At 58.5% G+C, this 24812-nt stretch carries 18 protein-coding genes, 1 tRNA gene and 1 pseudogene; 6 read left to right on the top strand and 14 right to left on the bottom strand.

Going from position 1 to position 24812, the window contains the following annotated elements:
- Nucleotides 1-46: 46 nt before the first annotated feature.
- The 14 genes and pseudogenes from CR159_RS10400 to CR159_RS10340 all read right to left on the bottom strand — a co-directional run bounded on the left by CR159_RS10400 (nt 47) and on the right by CR159_RS10340 (nt 17894).
- Nucleotides 47-3988, bottom strand: coding sequence for an Eco57I restriction-modification methylase domain-containing protein (locus tag CR159_RS10400; protein WP_102073883.1), 3942 nt, complete (start codon nt 3986-3988; stop codon nt 47-49).
- Nucleotides 3981-7295, bottom strand: a complete 3315-nt coding sequence (locus CR159_RS10395; protein WP_102073882.1) for a helicase-related protein — start codon at nt 7293-7295, stop codon at nt 3981-3983. Before CR159_RS10395 ends, CR159_RS10400 begins: the two co-directional genes overlap by 8 nt.
- Nucleotides 7292-8353, bottom strand: a complete 1062-nt coding sequence (locus CR159_RS10390) for a Fic family protein (protein ID WP_102073881.1) — start codon at nt 8351-8353, stop codon at nt 7292-7294. Before CR159_RS10390 ends, CR159_RS10395 begins: the two co-directional genes overlap by 4 nt.
- A 347-nt stretch (nt 8354-8700) precedes the next feature.
- Nucleotides 8701-9198 (bottom strand): tyrosine-type recombinase/integrase, encoded by a 498-nt coding sequence (locus CR159_RS21850; protein WP_233208252.1) that lies wholly within the window; start codon nt 9196-9198, stop codon nt 8701-8703.
- A 21-nt stretch (nt 9199-9219) separates the two neighbouring features.
- Nucleotides 9220-9885: pseudogene (locus tag CR159_RS22325) on the bottom strand (tyrosine-type recombinase/integrase); the annotation flags it as partial.
- 242 nt (nt 9886-10127) lie between these two features.
- A complete protein-coding gene (gene ychF / locus CR159_RS10380; protein ID WP_102073880.1) occupies nt 10128-11219 on the bottom strand; it encodes a redox-regulated ATPase YchF in 1092 nt (363 codons plus the stop codon).
- Nucleotides 11220-11289: 70 nt separating this feature from the next.
- Complete coding sequence (locus CR159_RS10375; RefSeq protein WP_233208251.1) at nt 11290-12042, bottom strand: CPBP family intramembrane glutamic endopeptidase; 753 nt, start codon at nt 12040-12042, stop codon at nt 11290-11292.
- Nucleotides 12035-12631: an aminoacyl-tRNA hydrolase gene (gene pth / locus CR159_RS10370; RefSeq protein ID WP_102073878.1), complete on the bottom strand. Its 597-nt coding sequence runs from the start codon at nt 12629-12631 to the stop codon at nt 12035-12037. The genes CR159_RS10375 and pth overlap by 8 nt, the downstream gene beginning before the upstream one ends.
- A gap of 110 nt (nt 12632-12741) precedes the next feature.
- The gene (locus CR159_RS10365) at nt 12742-13347 is read right to left on the bottom strand and encodes a 50S ribosomal protein L25/general stress protein Ctc (protein WP_102073877.1); all 606 of its coding nucleotides are present in this window, start codon (nt 13345-13347) and stop codon (nt 12742-12744) included.
- 103 nt (nt 13348-13450) lie between these two features.
- A complete protein-coding gene (locus CR159_RS10360; RefSeq protein WP_199173285.1) occupies nt 13451-14401 on the bottom strand; it encodes a ribose-phosphate pyrophosphokinase in 951 nt (316 codons plus the stop codon).
- Between the two features lie 113 nt (nt 14402-14514).
- A tRNA-Gln gene (locus CR159_RS10355) sits at nt 14515-14591 on the bottom strand.
- A gap of 2 nt (nt 14592-14593) precedes the next feature.
- Entirely contained in the window at nt 14594-15520 is a 927-nt protein-coding gene (gene ispE / locus CR159_RS10350) for a 4-(cytidine 5'-diphospho)-2-C-methyl-D-erythritol kinase (protein ID WP_102073875.1), read from the bottom strand.
- A gap of 11 nt (nt 15521-15531) precedes the next feature.
- Nucleotides 15532-16119 (bottom strand): lipoprotein insertase outer membrane protein LolB, encoded by a 588-nt coding sequence (gene lolB / locus CR159_RS10345; protein WP_102073874.1) that lies wholly within the window; start codon nt 16117-16119, stop codon nt 15532-15534.
- Nucleotides 16116-17894 (bottom strand): tetratricopeptide repeat protein, encoded by a 1779-nt coding sequence (locus tag CR159_RS10340; RefSeq protein ID WP_102073873.1) that lies wholly within the window; start codon nt 17892-17894, stop codon nt 16116-16118. The genes lolB and CR159_RS10340 overlap by 4 nt, the downstream gene beginning before the upstream one ends.
- An 86-nt stretch (nt 17895-17980) precedes the next feature.
- Between CR159_RS10340 and mutM the strand changes: the two genes are divergently transcribed.
- From mutM to fahA, 6 genes are all read left to right on the top strand, one after another.
- Entirely contained in the window at nt 17981-18808 is an 828-nt protein-coding gene (gene mutM / locus CR159_RS10335; protein WP_102073872.1) for a bifunctional DNA-formamidopyrimidine glycosylase/DNA-(apurinic or apyrimidinic site) lyase, read from the top strand.
- Between the two features lie 143 nt (nt 18809-18951).
- A complete protein-coding gene (locus tag CR159_RS10330) occupies nt 18952-19905 on the top strand; it encodes an MBL fold metallo-hydrolase (RefSeq protein WP_102073871.1) in 954 nt (317 codons plus the stop codon).
- A 56-nt stretch (nt 19906-19961) separates the two neighbouring features.
- The gene (locus CR159_RS10325; RefSeq protein WP_102073870.1) at nt 19962-21659 is read left to right on the top strand and encodes an FAD-dependent oxidoreductase; all 1698 of its coding nucleotides are present in this window, start codon (nt 19962-19964) and stop codon (nt 21657-21659) included.
- Entirely contained in the window at nt 21656-21862 is a 207-nt protein-coding gene (locus CR159_RS10320) for a DUF2783 domain-containing protein (RefSeq protein ID WP_102073869.1), read from the top strand. The genes CR159_RS10325 and CR159_RS10320 overlap by 4 nt, the downstream gene beginning before the upstream one ends.
- A 22-nt stretch (nt 21863-21884) precedes the next feature.
- Nucleotides 21885-23186 carry a homogentisate 1,2-dioxygenase gene (hmgA, locus tag CR159_RS10315; RefSeq protein WP_102073868.1) on the top strand — a complete coding sequence of 434 codons (1302 nt, stop codon included), beginning with the start codon at nt 21885-21887 and terminating at the stop codon, nt 23184-23186.
- A 21-nt stretch (nt 23187-23207) separates the two neighbouring features.
- Nucleotides 23208-24527 (top strand): fumarylacetoacetase, encoded by a 1320-nt coding sequence (fahA, locus tag CR159_RS10310; protein WP_102073867.1) that lies wholly within the window; start codon nt 23208-23210, stop codon nt 24525-24527.
- The last annotated feature ends 285 nt before the right edge of the window (nt 24528-24812 follow it).

Below are 24812 nucleotides of genomic sequence, written 5' to 3'. Positions count from 1 at the left end.
GGCACAGGCGCGGCGGGCGGTGGCGCAATGTCGGTGGCCTCTGCGCTCATTCCTTGCCCTCGATGATGCGCACCACTTCCAGGGCTTGCAGGTCGAAAAGCATGGCGTAGATGGGGTGGTCGGTGGCAAAGATGCGTCCGGCCAGCTCCGTGGAGGCGGTGACAAGCGCCTTGTCCTTGAGGTTTGCCAGTTTGCCGACGCCGGCATTCTCGCAGGCATCGAACAGGCGAATATTTGCGGCGTGCAGCTCATCTGGGAAAAACAGCTCGAAGACGAGGCCGTTGATGAGCTGCTCGTATTGCGGGTCACTGGTCGCCAAAACGCAGTTGGCTGCGACGCCTAGCACCGCCTTGTGCTGCACGGTTGCCGATGGAATCGGGAAAGCCTCCAGAGCATCCGGCTGCACCTCGTAGTAACCATTCTGCTTTCCGACAAAGCGCCCTCTGGCGTAGTAGGCCGACACGCTGCTGTTCAACAGCGCTAACAGATACAGTCGATCATCACCTGCCGGAATGAAATAGGCCGTGTTGCCCAGATAATGTGCTTTGTTGTCCAGTGAAAACGTTGGCTCTATAGACACCTTCGTCGAAACAATTTTTGGCTGTTCAAACTCTTGCCAGTAAGTGCAAGCGCGCAGTTCCCAAAAATATTTTCCTTGGTCGTAGCGGTTAATCATCGCTTGCCGGTAGGTTTCAAAATGTGCGTGAATAGCCGGATAGCACTTTGCAAACACCTTCGCGGCCTCGGTGTCCTTTTTCCCACTCCAAGGATGCGGGACATTGTCTGAAGATTCGATCTTGATCAGATATTTGTCATCAAAGTTTGGCCGCCACCGCTTCACATCGTTCCCGCGCATGAACGGCTTGATGATGTCCGAAGATTTTGCGTCCTCCGCAATCAGTCTTGCTCGTGTCTCGCCGTCAATGACAAACGCCTCGTTGAGTCCGGTCGTGATGCCACGCGAAACCCTTGAGCCAAGATACTTTCTCAGGGGCGTGCCCGAGCTGGTCACACGCTCCAAAAGTTGCCGTTTTCCCGCAGGCTCAAGCTGCCAACTGGCTTTTGCCAGCTTTGCTTGCGGCACGTCGAAAGCTGCACTTTGGAAAACTGCTGGAAACTCCTCTACTGGGTGTTCTTGCGTCCAATTCAAGGCGCGCACCTGATCAGAGTCTGGTGGCGGATTCAGAGGCTTCTCACGCCGCGTGGCAATCACAATGGTTGGATAGGCAATCGCCGTGAATACTGCTTCATCGCCGAAATCAATGATGCTCTTCAGCCGCGTATGCGTAGCCATGAACAGGCGCAGGTTTTCGCCATACTTGGTACGAAACCACTTGTTGGACGTGATAAACGAAAGTACGCCCTGCGGCTTCAACAACTTAACAGAACGCTCGTAGAAATAGACGAACAAATCCGCCGTGCCGGTGTAGCACTCATATTTGTAAACATCCTTCAGCAGAGGCTTGAGCTCCTTGATTTCCTCTTGCCGCACATAGGGCGGGTTGGCAATCACGATGTCGAACACCGCTTCGGAGTTGTCCTGCGCACGTGGCATGCCGAACATCCATTCCACGTCAAAGAAGCCGGCGTAGCGGTTCTGGTCAAACGGATCCCAGCGCGCCATGCGCTCGGCATCACGGGCGGTGACGAAACCATCGCGTTTGAGCAAAGTCACCAGTTCCTCGTGCAGCTTCTGCACCTTTTCCTTGCGGCGTTTCTTGGTGGCACGTGTGCGGGAAGTGAAGTACGCGGCGTTGGCATCACGCAGCTCGGCCTCCTTTTCCGCAATGGCGGGGTCATCCAGCAGCGAGCCTTGCGCGCCGTGGCGCGGCACGCCGAACAGGGTGTTAGCAGCGACGATCTTGGTTTCAAGATTAGGCAGCGGGGTGATATTCCAGTTGGGCTCGCTGCGGTCTATGGGCTGGCTGACGATAAGAGCGATGAAAAAGCGCAGTTTGGCAATCTGCACGGCAATGGGCTGGATGTCCGAGCCGAAGATGCACTTCTCGATCAGATAGAGCTTGCGGGTGTAGTCGGCATAGGCCGGGTCGGCAAAGTCTTTCTTGTGCTTTTCCAGCGCGGCTTCGGCATCTTCGATTTCAGCATCACGCTGCACGGGGTCGGGTGTTTTCTTCGCCAAGGCTAGACGTTGTTGCAGCGGGGCCAGGTTCTGGTCGCGCCAGCGGTGGTTGTCAGGATCGAGTTTTTTCAAAGCCACGAAGAGCTTGGCCAAGACGCCCATTGGGAAGGCGCCAGAGCCGCAGGCAGGATCGAGTACTTTGAGTTGCTCGATGGCGAGCACCAGCGCGTCGGCCTCTGCTTCGCTGAAAGCGTGCTCCGTGTCGACATGGGAGAGCAACTGGCGTAAATCCTGTTCGCGCTGTTCGCCATCGGGCAGATGGCGAGTGAAATAGGCGATGAGCGCCTCATCCACCATGTAGTCCACCACTTCTCGCGGTGTGTAGAAGCTGCCGGACTGTTTTCGGGCGGTGCTGCGGGTATCCGGGTTGTAGCTGGCCAGCAGGTTCTCGAATACCTTGCCCAGCAGTTCGGGGTCAAGCGCTACTTCCTCGTCCAGCGGTGTGTTCTCGTCCACGGTGAATTTGTAGCTGTCGAGCAGGTCTATCAGGCCCTTGACCGGATAACGCCTGCCCTTGGTCTCGAACTCGGTGTTCAGCGCCGCATCATCCGTGCCGCCGAAAAAGAGCTTGTTCGGTAATTTGGCTTGGGCATCGGGGCGACGTGAGAATCCGTCTATGCGCAGTACCCAGCCTTTACCTTCTCGCACCACAAGCTCTTTCAGTTCCGGACGGCGCGCTAGTTCCTCATCCGTAAGTTGTTCGTCCAGACACTCGAACAGGCCGCCGTTGAGGAAGGGTACGTGGGCAAAGTAGTCTTGCAGCACTGTTTCAGGGTGCTTGAAGGCGTCCTGATGACGATAGACCAGCGAGATGAGGTAGTCGCCCTTCATGCCGCTACCGGTTTTGGCCCAGCGACGGTCATTGCCCATCTCCTGGTTGAGAGTGGCGAAGAACAGGTTTTGCAGAATGGCGTGGTAGTAGTTGCTTTCATCCGGCGCGGTATCGGGCGCCTGCTTTAGAAGGCCGCGCAATGCTTCCCGCTCGAACAGGGAATTGGGAACCAGACCGCGCTCTTTGATGAACCAGACGAAGATCAGGCGCGTAAGCAGGCGGATGACACCAATGGCATTGCGATCCGGCCCGCCGCCCTTTGGGAATTCCACCTCCTTGACAGCCCACATGTACCACCAAGCCAGTTGTTGATAGAAATCCTTGTTGAGCTTCTGCGTGGAGAGCGTGTCGATCCAGGCGTCATACAGCTCGCGGAAGTTGCCGGGCCGGCGCTTGTCGCCCAGATTCACCAAGGCGAGGCTGGCCAGGATGTCTATGTGCGCACGGTGAGGTGCGGTAAGGCGCACATCCTTGATGACGGTGATGCGGCTGTCGATGACGTCGCGGTTGGCATCGCGCAGGTTTTGCCGCCGGTCGATCACCGCGAGTGAAAACAGCTCTTCCTGACGGAACAGGAAGATGGCCGGCATGGGGAATCGCTTGTTCAACTCGCGTGCGATGGTTGCCAGTTGGCTGCGTGACCAACCCTCGCCTTGCAGATCGATGGCAAGAAAGACGAAGGACTCGATCTGGCCTTGTGTCAGCTTGCCATCTGAGCCTACAGGTGCTTGCCCCAGAGCCAGAGAAGGAATCTCGTCGTTGGTGAGCTGGAACAGGAAAGCGCAGGACTTCCAGCGACTGGCATGCACCTTGGCGCGGTTGATGCTGCCAAGTTCAGGACGAAACTGTTCGATGCTGCTCAGCAGCGCTTCTGCGGTGCTACCCAGTTCTGCCGTTTTATCGCTGCTGTAGCCCAAGGTGTTGAGCAGAGTGATGGCACCTGTTGCCAGCGACTGGCTGGCGAGGTTTTGCAGTGCGTCCTGAATGGATTGGCGAAGGGCGGAGTTGTCAGACATTGTTCACGTCCTTGATCACCAGCCAGGTGATGAGATCGAAATCGTTGGTTTGCTGGATTTGCTTCGCCGCATCGGCAAGCTTGCCACCACGCCCTGAAAAGAGATTTCCTGCGTTCTTGCGCCCAAACTGCGCGGCAATGGCAGCTACCGCCTTGTCGAGCAGGCCGCTGTAGCGGCTCATATCCTGCCCGTGGACGGTCTCTTTATCGAACAGCTTGCACAACTTGGCGTGCGGTTCGTTCTGGCCCTGGCAAACGGCGCGGAAGATTTCCAGCACCTGCTTGGGCGCGGTGAAGTTGTAGCGCACCTCGCCGTCGCTGCGGATGTAGATGAGGAAGTAGGGTTGCAGCGGGTTCACTGCTTCGTTGCCAGCGGCGTCGATACGCTGCTTCAGGCAGTAAATGATGCCGGGCTTGATGGCGCTGTATTCCGCGTGCGGCGGTACCACGGCGTAGAGACCGTAGGGCGCTTCTTCCAGCTTCTCGCGGTTGGCCTCGATGTAGGTGGCCAGCTCGATGCGGAAATCGTCCAGCGTGAATTCACCCAGTGCGACGGACTCGTTGAAGTCTTCCAGATCCAGCACTTCGTCCTTGAGCCGGAGCATTTGCTTGTCGCGGTAGCGCATGTCCTGCTTGATGAGGTCTTCCAGGTCTTCGGCTTGCAGGATGTTGTCTTCCGCCGTGGCGGCGATGTCTACCAGCGCCATGCGCGCTTCGACACGGTTCTTGAGGTTGATGTACTTGTTCAGATCCGGCGTGGGCCAGAAGTTGACGAGCTGGATGGCCGGGTTGAGGCTGCCGATGCGGTCGATGCGGCCAAAGCGCTGGATGATGCGCACCGGATTCCAGTGGATGTCGTAATTGATAAGGTAGTCGCAGTCCTGCAGGTTCTGGCCTTCGGAGATGCAGTCGGTGGCGATGAGGAGGTCGATTTCGCCGTCCTGCGGCATGGACTTCATCTTGGCCCGCTGTTTGGCGCGGGGGGCGAAGTTGGTGAGGATTCGGGTGAATTCGGCCTGCCCGAAGGTGCTGCGGTTGGGGCGTGCGCCGCCGGACACCAGAGCGATGTGAATGCCTAGCGTGTTGCGTGCCCAGTCTTCCAGTTCTTCGTACAAGTAGGCAGCGGTATCGGCAAAGGCGCAGAACACGATGACCTTGCGGTTTCCTTCGCCCAGCGTGTTAGTGCTGGGGTGGCGCACCTTGTGTTCGATCAGGCGCTTGAGTTCGGCCAGCTTGGCGTCGCGCGCGGCATCGACGGCCTGGGCGGCGTCGGCCAGCAGCGAAAGCTGTTGCTTGTCGGTGGCCAGGTCGGCCAGCCAGGAGGCCACGTCCATGTGCTCCATGCGGTACTTGAGCTTGGTACCGGCCTGGAAGGCTTGGGCCAGTTCTTCGTCTTCTTCTGCCGGTTCCGCGAAGAAATCGGGCTGGATGTCTTCCGCCATCTCGGCTTGATGTTGCAGGAACTGCTTGAGCCGCTCTTCCAGGTCTTCGATCTTGCTGACGGTGCGCTCCATGGTGATGGCGAAGGCGCGCACAGAGCTTTCCAGGCGCTTGAGGAAATTCACCTTCATCATGCCGATGAGGAATTTCTCGCGGTTCTCCTGGCTGAAGTTCTGGACGCGATGGTCTTCGTACTGCGCCTTGAACGCTTCCAGCACGTACTTGGACGGCTTGAAGATGGAAAGCTGGTAGTTGTCGATCTCGTCGTTCAACTTGTCGTAAGAGAGGAAGCGGCCTTTGAGGTCGATTTCGGAAAACACGGACTCCGGCTTTCTGCGCTTCGGAAACTGCCCGATCTGAGCCATCGACGACTTGTAGTATTTCTGAATGTGCTTGCGCGAACGGGCGATGGTGAGTTCGTCCAGCAGGGTGAAGAATCCGGCTGAAAGCCGTTCCATCAGGTCACGAGCATCCCGCTCGCCTGAGCGCCTGGCCCATTCCATGAAGGTCTTTTGGGCGACCGTAAGCGTGTCCTTGATGCTGTTGATGCCGAAGCTCTGCGAAAAGGCGGTATCACGCCCTTCGGTGACGAAGTAGATTTGGTTACGCAGGTCTTTGAGGTCGTTGTTGACCGGGGTTGCGGACAGCAGCAACACCTTGGTCTTGACCCCAGACCTGATGATGTCATCCATCAACCGCTCATAGCGGCTCTTCTTGATGAGATTACCATCTTCGTCGCGCTTGCCTTTGGTGTTGTTGCGGAAGTTATGCGATTCGTCGACAACGATCAGGTCGAAGTTGCCCCAGTTAAGCGTTGCCAGGTCGATGCCATTTACGCGACCGCTGTCACGCGACAGGTCGGTGTGAGAGAGCACTGTGTAGGCGAATCGATCCTTGAGGAAGGGGTTGAGTTCGCTGTTGTTCTGGGCAAGATAGACGGTCCAGTTGTCGCGCAGCTTCTTGGGGCATAGAACCAGCACGCGGTGATTGCGCAACTCGTAGTACTTGATGACCGCCAATGCCGAGTAGGTTTTACCTAGGCCCACGCTGTCGGCCAGGATGCAGCCGTTGTGTTGGTTGATCTTGTGGATGGCGCCTTTGACGCCGTCTTTCTGGAAGTCGAACAAGGCCTTCCAGATGTCAGTGTCGATGATGGCGGTTTGGTCGAACAATGCGGCGTCGGCTTCCTGCCCGGACAGAAAGCGCTCGAAGACGTGATAGAGCGTTTTGAAATAGACGAACTCCGGCGCATGATCAACGTAAAGCTGCTCCAGGTAGCCCAGAACATCGGCCTTGACGTCGGCAACCAATTTTTCGTCGCCCCAGATTTCATCGAACCATTGCTTGAGATCGGCCCTGTCGCGGTCGCCATCGACAACGAGGTTCAGTTCTATGTTGGGCGTGTCGGACAGGCCGAGACCACGCCGGGTGAAGTTGGAACTGCCCAGCAGGGCGTGTTCACGTCGGCCATCGTCAATGTGATAGAGCTTGCCGTGCAAGAGGTTGGCTTGGCGGACTGAGCGGATATCGACCTTGTCGCGCAGCCATGCGGCGCAGCGACGAGCGATTTCCTTCTGTTGCAAGCGGTTGGCCAATTCCAGGCCTTCGTCTTCGATCTTGAAGGCTTTCTTGTCGGTCTTGTCCGGGTCGAGCGAAGCGATGAAGCGGGGTTCGCCGAACAGGAAGTTCAGATGGTTGATCTCATCAAGCTGGCTGGACAACGCATCGTAGGCGTAGATGGTGAAGTAGGCGGATACCACGGAGAGGCGGCTGCCTGCGGCCATCTTCTCGGCGAGAAAGTCGGCGACCTTGCCACGGGTGTGGTTGTCGCGAATGCCATGGCTGATAATGTTTCTTTGAGTACTCATTTCTCACCCGATTGATTGGTGCGAAGCCACTTTGCGCCACGCCCTTTGCCTGTTGACTCGATCAATCCTTCTGATTTCATCGCCCGCAGCACCAGCCGCACCATGTCCCGACTCACGCCCGGGCAAGCTTCTTCAATTTCGGAAATCGAAAACGGCAGAGTGCGTCCCAGGACTTCCGCGCGCACGCGGTCGCCTTTGCTGCCGCGGCCACGCTCGATGGTGCCGACACGCTCCTCAAACTCGCGGTAGGCCCGTAGCAAAGCACCCCAGAAGTAATCAAGCCAGGGTTTGACGTCGTGCTGCCCCTGGTGCCAGCCCTGCGAGCTGGCTTCCAGCGTCTCGTAATAGCCTTCCTTGGTGTCCTCGAAGATGCGTTCCAGGCTGATGTAGCGACCCACTACATAGTCGAAGTGGTAGAGCAGCAGCAAGGTCAACAAGCGGGACATGCGACCGTTACCGTCCGGGAAAGGGTGGATGCACAAGAAGTCGAGCATCGCCAGCGGCACCAGTACCAGGGGGTCGGCCAGGTGCTGATCCAGTGCGGTCGCGTAGTACCGGGTCAGATCGGCCATTGCCATCGGCGTCAGGTGCGCAGCGACTGGTTGGAAGCGCAGACGCGAAGTGCCGTCTGGGTGACGCTCGATGATGTCGTTGTTGGTAGCCTTCCAGCGCCCGCCCGCCTGCGGCATATAGCGGTACAGCAGGGTGTGCAGTTGCAGCACTACGCCCTCGCTGAAGGGCATGTGCGCGGCAGACTCGTGGATCAGCGCCAGGGCATCACGGTAGCCGGCGATCTCCTGTTCGGAACGGCTCTTTGGCGTTGCGTTGCGGATGACGAGAGACTTCAACCGCGAGGGCGCTACGACAACACCTTCCAGCCGGTTGGACGACTCGGTGGACTCCACCACCGCGATCTGGCGTAGCCCCTTGAGGGCTTCGGGCGACTGCGCAGCGTAGAGTTGCTGCTTGCCCTGGTACTCGCCCAGCGTGCGCAACGTGGCGGCCTGGGTGCCATCGAAGCGAAGCGCGGCGAGGTACTCGGGTGTGAGCGAGTGCATGGAAATGTAAGCCCAGGCTGTGTAAATGGGGTAATTATAGCCTCCAAATGGGGTAGTATCTCTAAAAATGCCTCATTATTGGTGTTTGACTACCGCATTTCCTGAACATTGGACTGGGTCGCGAGGGGCTGGCATGGCTGACCAAGAAGGAAATGGGCGACATGAATCCAAAAAGGGCAATCAATTCGAAATTACCCGATTTAATTCATTGTTTACCCCATTGCCAGCGCCCAGCCTCGGGCAAAGGCAAATGGCAAGGGAACGGCCCTCAAGGGGCAACGGCCCTACCCAGAAAAGGAAAAGGCCCCACCTGTCCATTGGTTCTGCAACACCCAGCCAACTCTTCCCTATGCCGTGCCGCTGCCCTCCGCCGCACTCAGATAGTCCGCCCAATCCTGCAACAGTGTCCTTCTCTGATCCAGCAACAGCGCCTTGTTGTACGTCGCCCGAACCTTGTTGCTTTCCACATGGGCAAGCTGCCGCTCGATCGCATCGGGCCGGTATCCGTTCTCATTGGCCCAGGTCGAAAAGGTCGTCCGCCAGCAATGCGGCGTCGTACCCCGGCCCAGGTTCATGTCGCGCATCGCGTAGGTGAGCCGGTTGGGCGTAGTGAAGCCCTTTCCGCTTCGGTGTGGAAACAGATAGCGCCCGCCACCCGTGATGTGCTGCAAGTCTTTCAGCACCGCTATGGCCTGCGTGGACAACGGACTGACATGGTCACGCCGCGCCTTCATCTTCGCCGCAGGCCGACGCCACAGTGCATCCTCAAAGTCGAACCCGTCCCACTCGGCATCCGCCGCTTCCCCTGGACGGCAGGCGGTCAGCGCAATCAGCCGCAGACACAAAGAGGTTTCCGGATAGCCCCGCTAGCCGCGCAACTCCTGATAGAACCTCTGGATTTGCTCTCGCGTCATCGCCGCCTTGCTCTCGCTGAACGGCACGCGTAGCAGCCCGCGCAGGCTGGGAATTGGATTTGCCTCGACCAGCCCCCGCACCACCGCAAACTCAAAGATCGCCGAAAGATCACCTTTGACATGGATGGCCGCCCACGCGCCATGAGCCTTGCATTCCTCCAGTAACGGGCGAATCTGCTTCACGCCGATATCGCACATCGGCATCCCGTCGAACTTGGGCGACAGGTACTTCCTGATGCGGGATTCTTTCGTGCGGTAGGAACTGAGCGCAAAGACAGGCTTGATCTCCGCCAGGTAAGCCTGCGCCACCTTGGCGAACGAGCTTTCCTTTGCGCGCTTGCGTTCCTCCAGCACTTCCAAGTTGCGCTGCTTGACCTGCTGCCGATCATGCGCAGGGTGGATACCTTGCTTGACCAAGGCACGCGCTTTCTCGCGGGCAGCGCGAGCCTCCGCAAGGCTTACCTGGGGAAAGCCGCCAATGGCAAAGAGGTTCTCCTTGCCTTGCAGGCGGTACTTCCACCGCCAGAGCTTGCCGCCGGTGGGCTTGACCAGCAGGAACAAGCCCCCGCCGTCTGAAAGTTTCCAGTCTCGATCAGTCGATTTGGCCGACCTAACCTTGAGGTCGGTGAGTAGATTTTAGGGCATCGTTGGACTCCACTGCGGGGAGATGTACCCCCACGGTTGAACACGAGTACCCCCAACGCTACCCCCTAATTTTCTGGACCTCGATGAACAATAGGAACGCTCAGCAGACCGTATTGTTTATGCAACCCGTTGATTTAAAACGGGTCAAACTATCCACCAAGCGCTACTGAGCGCCACCGAGATCCAGCAAAAATCGTCAGACGTTGATCACACGTTTAAACGTTGAACAGGAAATTCAACACATCGCCATCCTTGACGACATACTCCTTGCCTTCGGCGCGCATCTTGCCCGCTTCCTTGGCGCCCTGCTCACCCTTGAAGGCGACGAAGTCTTCAAAAGCGATCGTTTGGGCGCGAATGAAGCCGCGCTCGAAATCGGTATGGATCACACCGGCGGCGTTGGGCGCCGTGTCGCCTACGTGTATGGTCCAGGCGCGGACTTCCTTTACGCCGGCGGTGAAGTAGGTTTGCAGGCCCAGCAGGCGATACCCAGCGCGGATGACGCGGTTCAGGCCCGGCTCGTCCATGCCTATATCGGCCAGAAAAACGGCCTTGTCTTCTTCATCGAGGTCGGCGATATCGGCCTCGACCGCGGCGCACACGGCCACGACCGGCGCGTTTTCCGCCTCGGCATATTTCTGCACCGCCGCCAGGTGCGGATTATTGTCGAACCCGTCTTCCTTGACGTTTGCGACGTACATCGATGGCTTGGCGGTAATGAAGCACAAGGGCTTAAGCAAGGCCATGTCGTCTTCATCCAGGCCCATTGAGCGTACCGGGCGTGCCTGGTTCAACACGGGCAGGACTTTTTCAAGCAGGGCAACCATCTTGATGGCGTCCTTGTCGCCCGCACGCGCCGTCTTCTGGTGGCGATGCAAGGCTTTCTCGGCGGCGCCAAGGTCGGCCAGGGCCAGTTCGGTATTGATCACTTCAATATCGGACAGCGGGTCTATCGTACCGGCGACGTGAATGACGTTTTCATCTTCGAAGCAGCGAACGACGTGCACGATGGCATCCGTTTCACGGATATTGGCGAGAAATTGGTTGCCCAGTCCTTCACCCTTGGATGCACCAGCCACCAAGCCCGCGATATCGACAAATTCGACGACGGCAGGAAGTATGCGTTCGGGCTTGACAATTTCCGCCAAGGCGGCCAAACGCGAATCAGGTACTTCCACCACTCCGACGTTAGGCTCGATCGTGCAAAAAGGATAGTTTTCGGCGGCAATGCCAGCCTTGGTCAACGCGTTGAAAAGGGTTGATTTTCCGACGTTGGGTAAACCAACAATGCCACATTGCAAAGCCATGAGTGTCCTGGAATATAAAGAAATGAACAAAAACGCCCACTATTGTAGGTCGGAATGCCTTGATCGCGGATTACACCGCCATTTCAGGCACAAAGCGCAGCACCAGCCATACCAGCAGCAGGGGTCCGCCATTGAAGATTGCGTGCAAGAGCATGCTGGCGCCTATTCCACGCTTTACGCGCAACCAGGACAAGACCAGGCCCGTCAGCCACTGAGGCAGAACCAGCAACGGCATCAACCACAAGGGCGTCTGATGCAGATTGAAGTTATACAGGTGCACGCCGGCAAACAGCAACGATGCCAGGTGGAATATCCAGGGAAACCATCGGCGGTAAGCCAGTCGGTAACGCCATGGCATGCTGCGTCGGGTGTACGCCATGCCCAGCACGTAGGGTAGCCAGCAAAGCGCCAGAATAACGCCGACCAGCAACATGGCCCACCACGTGGCGCCCATGAACATGGCGCCCACGGCTGCCGGGACCAACCACCATGCCAGGGCCGGGCGTCGCAGGCCGTAGCGAAACACCAGCTCTTCAACGATCGGCGCCCACAGCAGCGCCTGCAGCCACGGAATATTGTGGATATCCAGGCGATGCGTGGCGCCCCCTGCGCCTGCCGCCATGACCGCAATCGGTCCGAGGAACACCAGGTTCACTGCCCACAGGAAGCAGGCCCACTTGAATAAGCGCCCTACCGGCAAGCCTGGAAACCAGTCTTCCCACCATCCGTCCCCGGCATGGCGGCCAGGCAAGCGCGGTCCGAATCGCGGACGCAAGATAAAGCGAAAAAAATCGCGCAATTCGCCGCGAAAATGATCAGGCACAATTTGCCTCGTGCAATTGGCTGGTGGCCTGCTGGTATTCGCCGCGCAGCAGCGCGGGCATCACCGCGCGGCAGCGATCGATTGCCGACTCGATTTCCTGCAGCTCATCGCGCCTCGGCATATTGAGCACAAAGGCGGCGACCTGTTGCGCCAGTCCCAGGGTGCGAGGATGCCCTATTCCCAGGCGCAAACGCCAGAATGCGGGGCTGGAGAATGCCGCCTGTATATCGCGCAATCCGTTATGTCCCGCATGCCCCCCGCCCTGTTTCAATTTCACGTTGCCCGGCATAAGATCCAGCTCGTCGTGCAAGACCAGGACCTGTTCGGGAACAAGCTTGTAAAAGCGCATCAACGCACCGGCCGCCTGGCCCGAGCGGTTCATGAAGGTCGTCGGCTTGGCGATGATGACGGTCTCGCCCCCAAAGCGCCCCTTGGCCACCCATGCTGAAAAGCTTTTCTCCAGGGCAAAGTCGGCCCTAAGGTCGTCTGCGAAGTGGTCCGCCAGCCAGAAGCCGGCGTTATGCCGCGTCGTTTCATATTCCGGGCCAGGATTTCCTAAGCCGATAACAAGGCGTATGGGTGGGGTCATGAATCATGCCTGCAATAAAAGAAAACCCCTGTCAGCTTACGCTAGGCAGGGGTCTTGCCGCGCAAGGGTCCGATCAGTGCCGCATCGGTACCTTGCTTGGGACTGGCCAATTACTCGGCTTCTGGAGCGGCCTCTTCGTCTGCCGCTGCGCTACCACCCTTCACGTGGGCATTGGCCACGACGGGGCTGGTTTCGCCGGCGTGGGCGGTAAGCACCACACCCTTGGGCAAAACGATATCGGACATGTGCACCGTAGTACCGGCAAGCATCCCACCCAGATCGACTTCGATGAACTGGGGCAGATTGGCGGGCAGGCACACGACTTCAACTTCGGTCAACACATGGCTGATGATGGCGCTGCTGAGCTTGACGGCCGGCGACTTCTCGGCATTGATGAAGTGCAAAGGCACTTTGGTCGTCAACGATTGCGAAGCATCGACACGCTGGAAATCGACGTGCAGCACCAATTGCTTGTACGGGTGCCATTGCACGGAGCGCAACAAAACCTGTTGCGACTTGCCGTCCAGTTCCATGCTGAGAATGGAAGCGTGGAACGATTCTTTGCGCAGAGCGTGATAGATCTCGTTGTGGTCGAGCTCAATGCTTGCAGGCTCGGCGGTACCGCCATAAACGATGGCTGGAACACGGCCAGCGTGGCGCAGGCGGCGGCTCGCACTCGTACCCTTATCGCTACGCGAAGTGGCGTTGAATTTCATGGAAAACTCCAAAGACTTGGGGGGCTTTATGCCCGTTGGAAAACGCAGCCTGAAGGCTGCGAACGACTGTTGCCTGCCGCGACCAGCAGGCAACGGTATTGATTTAGTCGACGAAAAGGGAACTGACCGATTCGGCGTGGGAAATGCGTAATATAGTTTCGCCCAGCAATGACGCGCAGGAGAGCTGGCGAATTTTCTTGCATGCCCGCGCGGCTTCCGAAAGCGGGATCGAGTCGGTAACGACCAGTTCGTCGAGTTCGGACTCGGCAATGCGCTGTACGGCGCCACCTGACAGCACGGGATGCGTGCAATAGGCATAGACCGTGACGGCGCCGCGCTCTTTAAGGGCCTGAGCCGCCTTGCACAAGGTCCCGGCGGTATCGACCATGTCGTCCATGATGACGCATGTACGGCCATCGACTTCGCCGATGATATTCATGACTTCGGAAACATTGGCGCGTGGACGACGCTTGTCGATAATGGCCAGGTCGGCTTCAAGCTGCTTGGCCAGCGCCCTGGCGCGAACAACGCCGCCAATATCCGGGGACACGACCACCAGGTCTTGGTAGTTGCGGCGCCAGATGTCGCCCAGCAAAAGCGGACCGGCGTAGATATTATCGACCGGAATATCAAAAAAGCCCTGGATTTGATCTGCGTGCAGATCCATGGTCATGACGCGATCGACGCCCACCACCTGCAACATATTGGCCACGACTTTGGCCGATATGGAGACGCGGGCGGAACGCGGCCGGCGGTCTTGCCGGGCATAACCAAAATAAGGAATGGCTGCAGTGATCTTGCCAGCGGAAGCACGGCGCAGGGCATCGACCATAACCATGATTTCCATCAGGCTATCGTTGGTCGGAGCGCACGTAGGCTGCAATACGAAGACGTCCTTGCCGCGAACATTTTCATTGATTTCGACCATGACCTCGCCGTCGGAGAAACGACCTACTGTCATTTTTCCGAGCGACATATCAAGGTGATTTGCAACATCGACCGCTAACCGCGTGTTAGCGGTGCCGGTAAAAATCATGAATCTGTCGTGTGTCATGATGGACGCTAAGTTTGGCGTTGCGTTAAACAAAAAAGCTGCTGACCAGCACCGCCGTTAGGGGCCGACTCAACAGCTTTACGTTGACTGCAAGCCTGTGTGGCTTGAAAAAATGGCTGGGGAAGAAGGATTCGAACCTTCGCATGCTGGAATCAAAATCCAGTGCCTTAACCAGCTTGGCGATTCCCCAATTCAACTGCTTGTCCAGTGTCGTAGCGGATGTTCAAACAAACCGGGACAAGCCCAGGCATTTTGAATTACCGCCGCGTCGTCGTTTTCACGATTCAGCATTCTACCGATAATTTGCTGTTGACACACTGCTGCTTGCTCGATCGTTACAAATTCAACAAAAAAGCAGGCCCCGGATCCGGTCATTCTTGCGTTTAACCCTTGTCGTGCAAGCCACGCTGCCGCCGCGCCGACCTTCGGATACTTCGCAAGAACCACTGATTCCAGATCGTTGCGCCCGAAAAAACCGGCGACCACGTTGCCGTTTTCTGTTGCGCTGATCGTGTGCCAATCAGTAAAGACCGATATTGTGACCGAAGGCGAATCTCTTGTCAAATCGGGGGAAGAAAATACCCCTTGCGTCGGCACATTCTGTGTTGGCTGCACCACCACATACGCACGCTCCGGCAGCTCCACAGGAGTAAGCACCTCGCCTATTCCTTCGGCAAAGGCGGGCTGCCCGTGTATGAACACCGGCACGTCGGCGCCCAGTGCAAGGCCCAGGCGCATCAAGTCGGAACGAGACAAATTCGTTTGCCATAGCCGGTTCAACGCAATAAGCGTCGACGCGGCATCGCTGGAACCGCCACCGAGGCCGCCACCCGAAGGTATTGTCTTGGTGTAGCGTATCTGCGCGCCACGCTTTGTACCGGTCGCGTCCTGCAATGCGCGGGCAGCACGTACGACCAGGTCATCGTCGGCAGCCAAGCCGGCGATCTGCTCGCCTTCCCGCACTATTTGGCCGTCATCACGCAAGTCGAAATCAAGCGTGTCGTAAAGGCCAATGAAACGAAAGGCCGTCTGCAGGAGATGATAGCCGTCGTCACGGCGCCCCGTCACGTGGAGGAATAGATTGATCTTGGCCGGGGCCGGAACATCGTATAAAGCCATGGACGCTTTACTCAGCCGCCATCCACGACAAGACGCATGCTGATGGTCCGATTGGCATCGTTGCGATTGAGCTGCAGCAAGGCGGGGCCCATGGCATCGTAACGCGACAGCTGCACCCGCCAGCCATTCTGGGTGAACGAGGTGGGCTTGCCCTGGGGGTTGGTCTGCAGGTCCTGCAGCGTATCGCTGCCGGTATCACCCCGCAGCCAATCGCGCAGGCCGGCGACGGGAATCGGACTGCCAAGGACCTGTTCCACCAGCGCATCGGGATGCTGGGCCTGCTCCGTCGAGCCATCACTGCGGATGAGCGTTGCGCTGCCAGGTTCCACCTGCACGCGCGCCAGGGTATTACCCAGGGGATTGGCGAGGTCCAGCATCAGCATGGCTCCTGTGTCGTGCCAAGAGAAGCCTCCTTGCACCGCCTCTTGCCTGCCATCCGAATAGCTCACGCTTAATGCGAAGCGCCCGCTGCGGTCGAAAGACGCACCGGACGCAGTGCCAGGGGTTCTTGGCGGCGTGGCGCAGGCCGCCAGGACCATGCAAGCCAGGGCGGCGCATAACCATCGGACGCGAGCGAACGTGAACAGCGAAACCGTCATTTAAGCGTGACTCCTAGCCGCTTGAGCGTGCCGAGCAAGGTTGGGTTTTTTGGATCGTCTTCCATCCCCGCGCGCCAAATGCGGCGGGCTTCGTCATTGCGCTTGGTGACCCACAATACTTCGCCCAAATGCGCGGCAACATCGGCCGTTGGCAGCTGCTCGTAGGAACGTTGCAAGTATTCCAGGGCCGCCTCGTAGTCGCCGCTACGGTAAAGATACCAGCCCACGCTGTCGAGAATGAATGGGTTGTCCGGATCGAGCTCCAGGGCGCGTTCCAGCAAGTCCTGCGCCTCGTCCAACTGGCGATTCTGGTCGGCGTAGGTATAGCCCAGCGAGTTATAGGCATTGGCATTATTGGGGTCGAGTTCGATGACGCGCTTCATGAGCGCTTCGAACTTTTCCATATTCCCCTGGCGTTCGTAGAGCATGGCCAGGTCGTACTTGATTTCGGGCGTATCCGGCAATTCGGCATCGGCCTTGACCAGGGTCTCGACCGCCGCGTCACTGCGGCCCGCCTCGCGATAGATGGACGCCAGGGTAAGGGCGAGAACCGAGCGCTCGTGGTGGTCCTGCGGCTTGAGCCTATTGATGCTGCGGCGCGCCTGCGCCAGATCGCCCTGCTTGGCTTGAAGCACAGCCTTGTGGACTTGGGCCTGAAAACGCAGCGAGCTGTCGTCGATGAGGTCCAGCTGGACAATCGCTTCGTCCAGCTTGTTTTCCTTCTCGGCGATCTGAACCAGCAACAGGCGAGCGTCGGAGGCATCGGCAACGGCATTGCTGGCCTTGTCATTGATCGACTTGCGCCGCTGCGTCTGCACACTGATGTATTCCTCGAGCAGCGCCTTGGCCTGCGGAAATTGCCCGGCGCGCATGTGCACCTCGGCCTCGGTATACAGAAGGTCGAAATCTTCGGGCGCATGTTGACGCATGGCGTCGACCTGCGCCAGGGCTGCATCGAAATCACGCTGCTCGACGAGGCGATTGACCAGCATCAGTTGCAGCTTGCGATTATCGGGATGCTTGGCGATATAGGCCTGCGTTTCGCGAACGGCCGCCGCGGAGTCCACTTTAAGGCCGTATTCGAGAATGCGCTGTGCGGCCATCTCGGAATCCGGGTCCAGCGCAAGCGCTTGCCGGGCTTCGGCGAGGGCCTGGACGGCATCGGCGGCCGCCCAGGCCGCGTCGGACAAAGCCAGGCGCGCAATGGGCAAGGACCGCAGGGAAGCCGGCAAGGACTGCTCCATCACTTCCAGCGCAACACGTTTATCAGCCATCTTGCCGACAATGGTCGCAGCCTGGATGATGGCCTGCTCTTTGTTGTCCGCCTGTTCGATGCGCGTCCGCAACGTTGTTGCCAGGCCGGCAGTCTGACCATTGGATGCCGCCAGTGCCAGCGACGAAGCTACGGCTTCAGGATCGTTGGGCGCCAGCAAGGCCCATTCGCGCGCCGCGCTTAATGAGCGGGCCAAGTCGCGGTCCGCCATGGATATCTGGAACGCCCGCTTGGCCAGGCGCGGATCCGAGGTCTCGCGCGCTAGATCGAGCAGCGTCTGGCTGGCCATATCGAAGTGTCCGCGCTGCGCAGCGATTTCGGAGGCCAGTATCCGATAAAGCGTATCGGCAGTAAGCTTGACCGCGGGAAGCTCGCCCGCGCGCAAGCGTATCTGTTCAACCTGCTCGGGTGTCTTGACGGTCTGGGCCGCATGGGCTGGAGCAGACCACGATGCAAAGACAGGCGCAAACAGTATGAACAGCAGGGGAATTTGACGTTTCATTAAAGAGGACCACCGCCGCTGCGCCTGAATTAAAGCGTCAGATGGCAAAATTACACACTCAGATTTAAGGATGTTATCACCCCCTTATGCCGGAACTACCAGAAGTCGAAACTACCCGTCGCGGAATAGCGACGATTATGCCGGGCCATGTATTAAAGCAGTTTCTGGTGTATGAGCCCCGCATGCGCTGGCCCGTCCCGCCTGATATCGAGCAGACCATCAGCGGACACGAAGTCGTCAGCTGCGAGCGTCGCGGCAAATATCTGTTGATTAATTTTGACCACGGCACACAGATCATACATCTGGGCATGTCGGGATCGTTGCGACGCGCAAGCCTCGATGAGCCGCGCCGCAAGCATGATCACGCCGAGTGGCTTTTCGACCATGCACGATTCCTGCTGCATGATCCGCGCCGCTTTGGCGCAATCCTCTGGCATGACGCGGCAAGCGGGCCGATCACCTCGCACGCCCTGCTGCACAAGTTGGGTATCGAGCCATTCGACCCGCTGTTCACCGGCACTTACCTGCACCAGCGGTTGCGCGGCAAGACCCTTTCGATCAAGCAGGCCCTGCTGGCAGGAACCATCGTGGTCGGTGTCGGTAATATTTATGCATCCGAATCGCTGTTCCGTGCCCGCATCAATCCCCTTGCCGCCGCAGGAACCGTCTCGTTGGAGCGCTGCCAGCGGCTGGTGGCCGCCATACGGCAGACGCTGGGCGAAGCGCTGGAGTCGGGTGGCAGCACCTTGCGCGACTATGTTAATGCCACCGGCGAACCCGGCGCCTATTTCGACATTTATGCAGCAGTCTACGAAAAAGCAGGCAAGCCTTGCAACGTGTGTGCGACGCCGATAAAACGCATTGTCCAGGGGCAGCGCGCTACCTACTATTGTCCAAAATGCCAACGACGATGAAGAACCGCAGGTTTCCTGTAGGTGCTGCAACACCACTGGGTCGATTAGAGCCGGCGAATCCGCTGATTCGCCTATAACGAACGTATTGCATATAAACGAATAGTGAGATATATTTTTACCAACCAAACGGAGACTCCATTCCCATGAGCAAACAATTTGCCTCGCACGCCGACCTTGATGAAAAGGTCGTGTCTTTCGAAAAGCTGTCCGACAACGCCTACGCCTACACAGCGGAAGGCGACCCGAACTCCGGCATCATCATTGGGGACGACGCCGTCATGGTGATCGACACCCAGGCCACGCCCATCATGGCGCAAGACGTAATCCGGCGTGTCAAGGAAGTCACCGACAAACCCATCAAATACATCCTGCTGTCGCACTACCATGCCGTGCGCGTACTGGGTGCCTCGGCCTACAACGCTCAGGAAATCATCGCCAGCCGTGACACCTACGACCTTATCGTTGAGCGCGGCGAACAAGACAAAGCCAGCGAAATCGGCCGTTTCCCACGCCTGTTCCGCAATGTCGAATCGGTACCACCGGGCCTCACATGGCCCACCATTACCTTCGATGGTGAAATGACCGTAAATCTGGGCAACCTCGAAGTCCAGATCCTCCAGGTAGGCCGCGGCCACACCAAGGGAGACACCATCGCCTGGTTGCCGGAACAGCGCATTCTATTTGCCGGCGACCTGGTCGAGTATCAGTCCACCCCTTATGCCGGCGACTGCTATTTTCGCGAATGGCCGCATACCCTCGACACACTGGCTGAGTTCAATGCTGAAAAAATGGTACCTGGCCGCGGCCCGGCACTGAAATCGGCCGATGAAGTACGCAAGGGCCTGGCCGGCACGCGCGCCTTCCTCACCGACCTGTACTCCTGCGTGAACAGTGGGGTCGCGGCAGGCAAGGACCTGAAAGCCATCTACCGTGAAACCTACGACTTCATGAAGCCGCGCTACGCCGACTGGGTCATTTTCGACCACTGCATGCCCTTCGACGTTTCACGCGCTTACGACGAAGCTACCGGCCACGACGACCCACGCATCTGGACGGCGGAACGCGACATCGAAATGTGGAAGCAGCTGGAAGGCTGATTCCCGTCTGAACGCGTCAAAATAATAACGAGCAGCCACCAACACAAGGAGCAACGGTGGGAGACATCGACTATCAAGCCCTGGAGTTTGAATACAAGGCGCATCCGGCACAGGCACCCGATCGGCACGGCATAGTGGTAGTCGGCGCCGGACCGGTCGGGCTCAGCATGGCACTGGACATGGCCGCGCACGGGCACAAAGTCGTGGTCATCGACGACGATAACCGCCTTTCCGCCGGCTCTCGCGCCATCTGCTTCGCCAAGCGCACGCTGGATATCTGGGACCGCCTGGGCGTAGGCGAGCGCATGGTCCAAAAAGGAATATCGTGGAATGTGGGCCGGGTGTATTTCAAGGACAAAGAGGTCTGGAGCTTTGATCTTCTGCCCGAACCCGGGCACCGCCGTCCTGCCTTCATCAACCTGCAGCAATATTATTGCGAAGGTTTTCTTTACGAACAGGCCGCCAACAATCCCAACATCGAGCTGCGCTGGAAACACAGGGCGTCGGCGGTGCAAAACCATGACGACCATGTCGAGCTCACTGTAGACACACCCGATGGTTCCTACACGCTAATCGCGGACTGGCTGGTCGCTTGCGATGGCGCCCGCTCGCCAATACGAAAAATGATCGGCCAGGAAAGCCGGGGACGGATATTCCGCGACCGCTTTCTTATCGCAGACATCAAGACACAAGCTGATTACCCCCACGAGCGCTGGTTCTGGTTCGATCCACCCTTTCATCCGAATCAGTCAGTCCTGCTGCACAGCCAGCCAGACAATGTATGGCGCGTCGACTTCCAGCTGGGCTGGGACGCCGATCCCGCCGAAGAGACCAAGCCTGAAAAAGTCATACCGCGCATCCGTGCGCTACTGGGCCCAGATGCCCAGTTCGAGCTCGAATGGGTCAGCGTCTATACCTTTGCCTGCGAACGCATGGACAAGTTCCGCCACGGACGCCTGCTCTTCGCCGGCGATGCCGCGCACCGCGTATCGCCCTTTGGCGCGCGTGGCGCGAATAGCGGTGTTCAAGACACCGACAATCTTGCCTGGAAACTGGACTTGGTGCTGCGCGGGTTCTCGCCGGCATCACTGCTGGATACCTACGCCAGCGAACGCGAGCAGGCGGCGGACGAAAACATTCTTTGTTCCTCACGGTCCACCGATTTCATAACACCCAAAAGCGAAATCAGCCTGCTGTTCAGGAATACCACGCTAAGGCTGGCGAATCATTACGAATTCGCCCGCAAGCTCGTCAACAGCGGCCGGCTTTCCCTGCCTTATTCATATAGTGATTCCAGCCTGAATACCGCGGACGACGACGAGTTTTCCGCTACCCTTCCCTTGGGAGCCGTCGCGCCGGGATCCGTCGCTCCGGATGGCCCTGTATCGGTCAACGGCAAACCAGGCTGGTGGCTTAGCCATCTGCGTGACGGTTTCACAGTGGCCGTGTTTTGCAAAACCGCCGTGCCCAGCGCCGCAGCTTTGCTGGAACTTGCCAGCCTGCAAGACCTCTCCGTTCGCGTGAACATCGTCCTGGTACTGCACCGTAATCTTGCCGCCTCGGCGCCCCCGGGCTTCCTGGCCGTGATAGACCACGATGCGATTCTGGACCGGCGCTACGACGTCCGGGATGGCGCTTGCTATCTCTTGCGCCCCGACCAGCATATTGCGGCGCGCTGGCGGCACGTCAATACGCCGCAAATTCTCGCCGCGCTACAGCGCGCCACATGCACGCTTCAGGCGGTGACCCAATGACACCACTTTCCACTCAGTCGAACTTCGCCGTGCCGGATGAATTCTACGAGCGTCTTATCGATGCGCACCGCGATCTTAGCCTCGAACAAAGTCACGCCATGAACGCCGCCCTGGTCTTGCTGCTCTCGAATCACATTGGCGATATGAATGTGATCGGCGACGCACTAGCCAAGGCGCGCGCCACTGTTGAACATACGGATTAAAGCCCACTCAGGAGCCATTCAAATGAGTACACTCGATTACCAAACCGGCTTCGGCAACAATTGCGCAACAGAAGCCTTGCCGGGCGCCTTGCCGGTAGGCCGCAATTCGCCCCAAGTTTGCCCCTATGGCCTCTACGCCGAGCAACTATCGGGAACGGCCTTCACCGTTCCCCGTGCGGAAGGCCGTAGATCCTGGCTGTATCGCATACGCCCCGCAGCGCTGCAAAAGCCGTTCGAGCCTTTTGACGGCGCCCGGTCCTGGACGCAGCAGTTTGGCGACGGACCGGTCACGCCAAATCGACTGCGCTGGAGCCCGGCCGACATTCCCACCGAACCCACCGACTTTCTCGACGGCATGGCCACCTGGGCCGGGAACGGAAACAGCGAGGACCTGAGCGGAGTCAGCATCAATCTGTATGCGGCCAATCGTTCCATGGAAAATCGTTATTTCTATAATGCCGACGCCGAAATGCTGATCGTGCCGCAGGAAGGCCGCCTGCGCCTGGCCACCGAGCTGGGTCTTATCGACATCGAGCCTTGCGAGATCGCCGTCATACCGCGCGGCGTGCGCTTCCGTGTAGAACTGCGGGATGCGACGGCTCGCGGCTATATGCTGGAAAACTTCGGCGCGGTGTTGCGCCCCCCGGAATTGGGTCCCATCGGGTCCAACGGCCTGGCCAACGTGCGCGATTTCCAGGTCCCTGTGGCCTGGTACGAAGATGTCGAAGGCGATTTCGAACTCATCGCCAAATTTACAGGTGCGTTCTGGCGTACCCCGCTGCCTCACTCGCCACTCGATGTCGTCGCCTGGCATGGCAACAACACCCCCTACAAATACGATCTGCGCCGCTTCAACACCATAGGCTCAATCAGCTACGATCATCCAGATCCTTGCATCTTTACCGTGCTGACGTCACCATCGGACACACCGGGCGCCGCTAACATGGATTTCGCCATATTTCCTCCGCGCGTCCTGGCCATGGAAAACACCTTCCGCCCGCCATGGTTCCATCGCAACATTGCGGGCGAATTCATGGGCCTGATCCAGGGCGTGTACGATGCCAAGGCCGAGGGCTTTTCGCCCGGAGGCGCCAGCCTGCACAATTGCATGACTCCCCATGGTCCCGATGTCGACACGTTCGAGAAAGCCTCCAACGCCGACATCAGCCAGCCGCATTACATACGCGATACCATGGCGTTCATGTTCGAAACACGCCGCGTCATACGGCCCACGACCGCCGCCCTGTCGTCAAGCACGCTGCAAAGTGATTACGATACGGCATGGTCGGGATTCAAGAAACACTTCGACCCGGCAAAACCGTAACGATCAAGGACATTTACCTACATGGTTTATTTGAATGAAACGCACGACCCCTCCCTGCAAAGCTGGGTCGCTTCAGCCAACGTCGCCGAGAATGGCTTCCCTATTCAGAACCTACCGTTTTCGGTATTCCGCATAGCCGGCAGTTCACAGGCGTTTCGCCCCGGCGTGGCAATTGGCGACCAAGCGCTCGACTTGGCAGCGCTTGCCAGAATCCAGCCCTTTACCGGCATCGCCCAGGAAGCACTCGACGCCTGCCAGGCAACCCAGCTGAACGCCTTGATGGCCCTCGGGCAGGCGCACTGGTCGGCACTGCGCCTGGAACTCTCGCGTGCGTTGCGAACGGACTCGTCCTTGCAAAGCACGCTTGAACCGATGCTGCACAATCAGTCAGACCTTGAATTTGCGCTGCCCGCGCATATTGGCGACTACACCGACTTCTACATTTCATTGCATCACGCCACGGCCATCGGCAAACAGTTCCGCCCCGACAATCCGCTGCTCCCCAACTATAAATGGGTGCCTATCGGCTACCACGGCCGCGCCTCCAGCATCGGTGTATCGGGCCAGGCATTTGCCCGTCCGGTAGGCCAGACGCGCCCTGGCGCCGAAGACGGCACTCCCGGTTTCGGGCCGTGCGAACGCCTTGATTTCGAGCTCGAGCTCGGCATATTTGTCGGCCAGGGCAATGATCTTGGTGAGCGCATTCCCATTACCGAGGCCGAGTCTCATGTATTCGGACTCTGCATACTGAACGACTGGTCCGCGCGCGATCTGCAGGCCTGGGAATATCAGCCTCTAGGCCCGTTCCTTGCCAAGAATTTCGCCAGCACCATTTCTCCGTGGATAGTCACGCTGGAAGCGCTCGCACCCTTCCGAACCGCATTCCAGCGCAATGCCGACGATCCCCAGCCCATGCCCTACCTGACTTCCGACGACAACAAGGCGGCGGGCGCGTTCGATATCGGCCTGGACGTATTGCTCAGCACGCAACAGTCGCGCGCCGACAATGCCGAACCCGCCCTTCTTTGCCGCAGCAACTTCAAGGAAGCATATTGGAGCATCGCGCAATTGCTCACGCACCATACGGTCAATGGGTGCAATCTGCAGCCGGGCGACCTGCTGGGCACCGGAACCCTGTCCGGTCCCGATCAGGGGCAGGAAGGTTCGCTGCTGGAACTGAATCAGGGTGGGAAAGAACCGGTCAAGCTGCCGTGGGGCGAAGAGCGCCTTTTCCTGCAGGACAACGACGAAGTCGTCTTGCGGGCAAAATGCAGCAAGCCCGGCTACCCGACCATCAGCCTGGGCGAATGTGCGGGCACCGTGCTGCCCGCCAAGTTCTAGTGCACTTTGGGTCCAAGTGTTTACGGCACATTGCTTTCGTAGCGTTGTCTTGATCCGATGACGTTGCCCGGCTCTGATGACGTTGTTTGGCTCTAAAGACGTTGTCCGGGGTGGATGGCGGCAGCCCGGACAACTGCGCAATAGGAAACTTGCCGGCCTTACGGCTTAAGGTGCACGGTGGTTAGTGGACTGGTCTAAGCTTCGCTCAAGCAAAAAGGCGGGTGTGTCGGGGGCTGTGCAGGCGCCTCGCGCACGCCGTTTCGGTCAGTCCCATCGAGGAGGCAA

Origin of the sequence: Pollutimonas subterranea, from assembly GCF_002849655.1 — a bacterium.
Lineage (GTDB): Bacteria > Pseudomonadota > Gammaproteobacteria > Burkholderiales > Burkholderiaceae_B > Pollutimonas > Pollutimonas subterranea.
Note: the sequence above shows the minus strand (reverse complement) of the source record. Positions and strands in the feature narration are given on the sequence as shown.